The 2,766-nt window shown below is 63.0% G+C and carries 3 protein-coding genes; all 3 read right to left on the bottom strand.

What is annotated here, in order from left to right; all coding sequences use genetic code 11:
- On the bottom strand, positions 1 to 233 hold a 233-nt coding region (locus AC1VXC_RS20995), incomplete at its 3' end, for a hypothetical protein (RefSeq protein ID WP_482995089.1).
- A gap of 483 nt (positions 234 to 716) precedes the next feature.
- Positions 717 to 1,097, bottom strand: a complete 381-nt coding sequence (locus AC1VXC_RS21000; protein WP_481527331.1) for a DUF1761 domain-containing protein — start codon at positions 1,095 to 1,097, stop codon at positions 717 to 719.
- A gap of 131 nt (positions 1,098 to 1,228) precedes the next feature.
- Positions 1,229 to 2,410, bottom strand: coding sequence for an NO-inducible flavohemoprotein (gene hmpA / locus AC1VXC_RS21005; RefSeq protein WP_481538998.1), 1,182 nt, complete (start codon positions 2,408 to 2,410; stop codon positions 1,229 to 1,231).
- Positions 2,411 to 2,766: the final 356 nt, after the last annotated feature.

Consider the following 2,766-nt stretch of genomic DNA (forward strand, 5'->3'; position numbering starts at 1 on the left):
TTTAGCGCCACGACAGGGAGGTCGTGTCGAAAAATCCCGCTGGCGGAGTGGACCCGCGTCGCGTAGCGGCGTGGGCGCGGAGGCAGGGTGTGCTTTCTTTTGGTTATCTTTTCTTTGCACAAGCAAAGAAAAGTAACTCGCTCCCCGAAGGGGAGAGAAAGCTCTTGCTCTTGCTCTTGCTCTTGCTGCAACTGCAACTGCAACTGCAGCTGCAACTGCAGCTGCAACTGCAACGGCAACGGCAACGGCAACCAAGATCAAGATCAAGATCAAAGGCTTTCGCCCGCCTGCGGCGCGCGAGCACACCTTTCTTTGCTTGTGCAAAGAAAGGTGGCCCAAAGAAAGCACACCCTGCCTACGCGCCTTCCGCGCGACGCGCTCCAGGTCCACTCCGCTGCCGGGATTTTTCGACGATACATCCTTGTATCGTCGAAAAACGACGTGCGTCCTGCACGTCGCCCCATGCGGGGTCTTGTCCGTCAGCTCCGTCGCTGCGGAAGGGGCCCGGTAGATCAAAAGCAGAGGCAACTGCAGAGGCAAAGGCAACTGCAAAGGCGAAGGCAACTGCAAAGGCGAAGGCAACTGCAAAGGCGAAGGCAACTGCAAAGGCGAAGGCTACCCCTCCCCAGCCCTCCCCTTGCCTGCGGCAAAGGGAGGGGGCTAGAGCAACAGCAACAGCAACAGCAACAGCAACAGCGGCGGCTGTTAGTGCTGGGTTAGTGCCACAGGCCGAGGATCAGGCCGAACAGCACGAACTGTACGGTGTGGTAACCACCATCAATCGCCCACAACTTTCCGCTGCGCTGGGCAAATTGATAGTTGATGCCGAAGCTGGCCGCGACCATCCCGAAGCCGGCCACCAGCCCGCATAGCAGGGCCTTGCGCAGCTCAGGCTGCGGCCCGACAAACCAGGCGAAGGCGAACGCTGCCAGCAGCGAGAACACGAAGGCCACGCCGAACACCTTGCCCGGATGCCCTTGCGGGACTTCACCACCGTTCTCGCGGTTCCAGGCGCGGCCGAACAGGACGGGGGAATACCACAAGCCGCCCAGCAGGAAACTCGATACAGCGGCCAACACTACGGCATAGACGTTCATGCGTTTCCCCCGGCAGTGAGCGATGCCGCATCCTAGCGCTGCCGCCTGCGCTTGCGTAGCCGCCACAACAAAGAAGACCGGCGGGTCTCCCCGCCGGCCTCCTACCTCGCACACGTTTGCGGCTGCGCCGCTCAGGCTTCCAGCGCAGCGGCCGGGCCGAAGAACTCGTAACGGCTCTGCGCTTCCGGTACGCCGACTTCGCGCAGCAGCTTTTTCACCTGCGCCATGAACGGCTTCGGCCCGAGGAAGTAGGCGTCCAGATCGCGCTCGGCCGGCAGCCACTGCTCCAGCAGTTCACGGCTGAGGAAACCCTCCGCGTCGCCAGCATCACCCGGCAGCGCCTCGCTGTAGCAGGTGTAGCTGCGCAGCTGCGGGTGCTGTTTCTGCTGGTCGGCGATGAACTCGCGGAACGCATGCACCTGGCCATTGCGTGCGCAATGGATGAAATGCACCTGGCGGCCGCTGGCCAGTGCCTGCTCCAGCATCGGCAGGGTCGGGGTGATGCCGACGCCTCCGCTGATCAGGGCGATCGGGCGCTCGCCGGCAACCAGGGTGAAATCGCCTGCGGGGGCGAACAACTCCAGCGTGTCGCCGACCTGTACCTTGTCGTGCAGATGGTTGGACACCTTGCCGTTGCCTTCGCGCTTGACGCTGATGCGGTAGCCGACGCCGTTGGCTGCACGCGACAACGAATAGTTGCGGCGGGTTTCCTCGCCGTCGAGCTCGAGCTTCATGCCGATGTACTGGCCGGGCTTGAAATCCACCACCGCGCCGCCATCAACCGGTACCAGGTGGAAAGAGGTGATTTCCGCGCTCTCTGGCACCTTCTCGGCAACGCGGAACGTGCGTGCACCGCGCCAGCCGCCCGGGGCCTTTTCATTGGCTGCGTAGACTTCTTCCTCGGCACCGATCAGCAGGTCGGCCAACATCTGGTAGGCCGCGCCCCAGGCGTCGATGATCTCGTCGGTGGCCACGTCCGGGCCCAGTACTTCGCGGATCGAGGCCAGCAGGTGGTGGCCGACGATCGGGTAGTGCTCCGGCAGGATCTGCAGGGCAACGTGCTTGTTGACGATTTGCCCCACCAGCGGACCCAGCGCTTCCAGGCGGTCGATGTGCTTGGCATACATCAGCACCGAGTTGGCCAGCGCACGCGGTTGGTCGCCACTGCTCTGGTGCGAGGGGTTGAACAGCGGGCGCGCGACGTCGCTCTGGCTCAGCATCTGGCCATAGAAATGCTTGGTCAGCGCTTCGCCGCCAGTCTCCAGCAAGGGGACGGTGGCTTTGATCAGGTCGCGTTGGGTGGGGCTGAGCATGGTGCGAACTATCCGGCTTCGGGGGTAGTTCCATGTTCCGCGCAGCGGGCCTGCTTTCTCGATGACTAATATCAAGAACCCGCACGATTGTAGTGCCGAGCCATGCGCGGCAAGGGGCTTCACCGGTGCAACGAAATGTAGTGCCGAGCCATGCTCGGCAAGAGGATTCACCGGCAACGGCCCTGCCCAGCATTGCTAGGCACTACCCGGCAAAGCCTCGGCCGAGCATGGCTCGGCACTACAGCTTAGCCCCTCTCCCGTTCACGGGAGAGGGGTTGGGGTGAGGGCCGCTTTGGCTGGTAAAGCCCCTGCCGAGCATGCCTCGGCACTACGGTCCTTTCGGGCACACTGCAAGG

Source organism: Stenotrophomonas sp. STEN033 (assembly GCF_056856655.1).

Coding starts and splice junctions, on each gene's coding strand:
- hmpA (WP_481538998.1), bottom strand. CDS start 2,410: ATGCTCAGCCCCACCCAACGCGACCTGATCAAAGCCACCGTCCCCTTG.
- AC1VXC_RS21000 (WP_481527331.1), bottom strand. CDS start 1,097: ATGAACGTCTATGCCGTAGTGTTGGCCGCTGTATCGAGTTTCCTGCTG.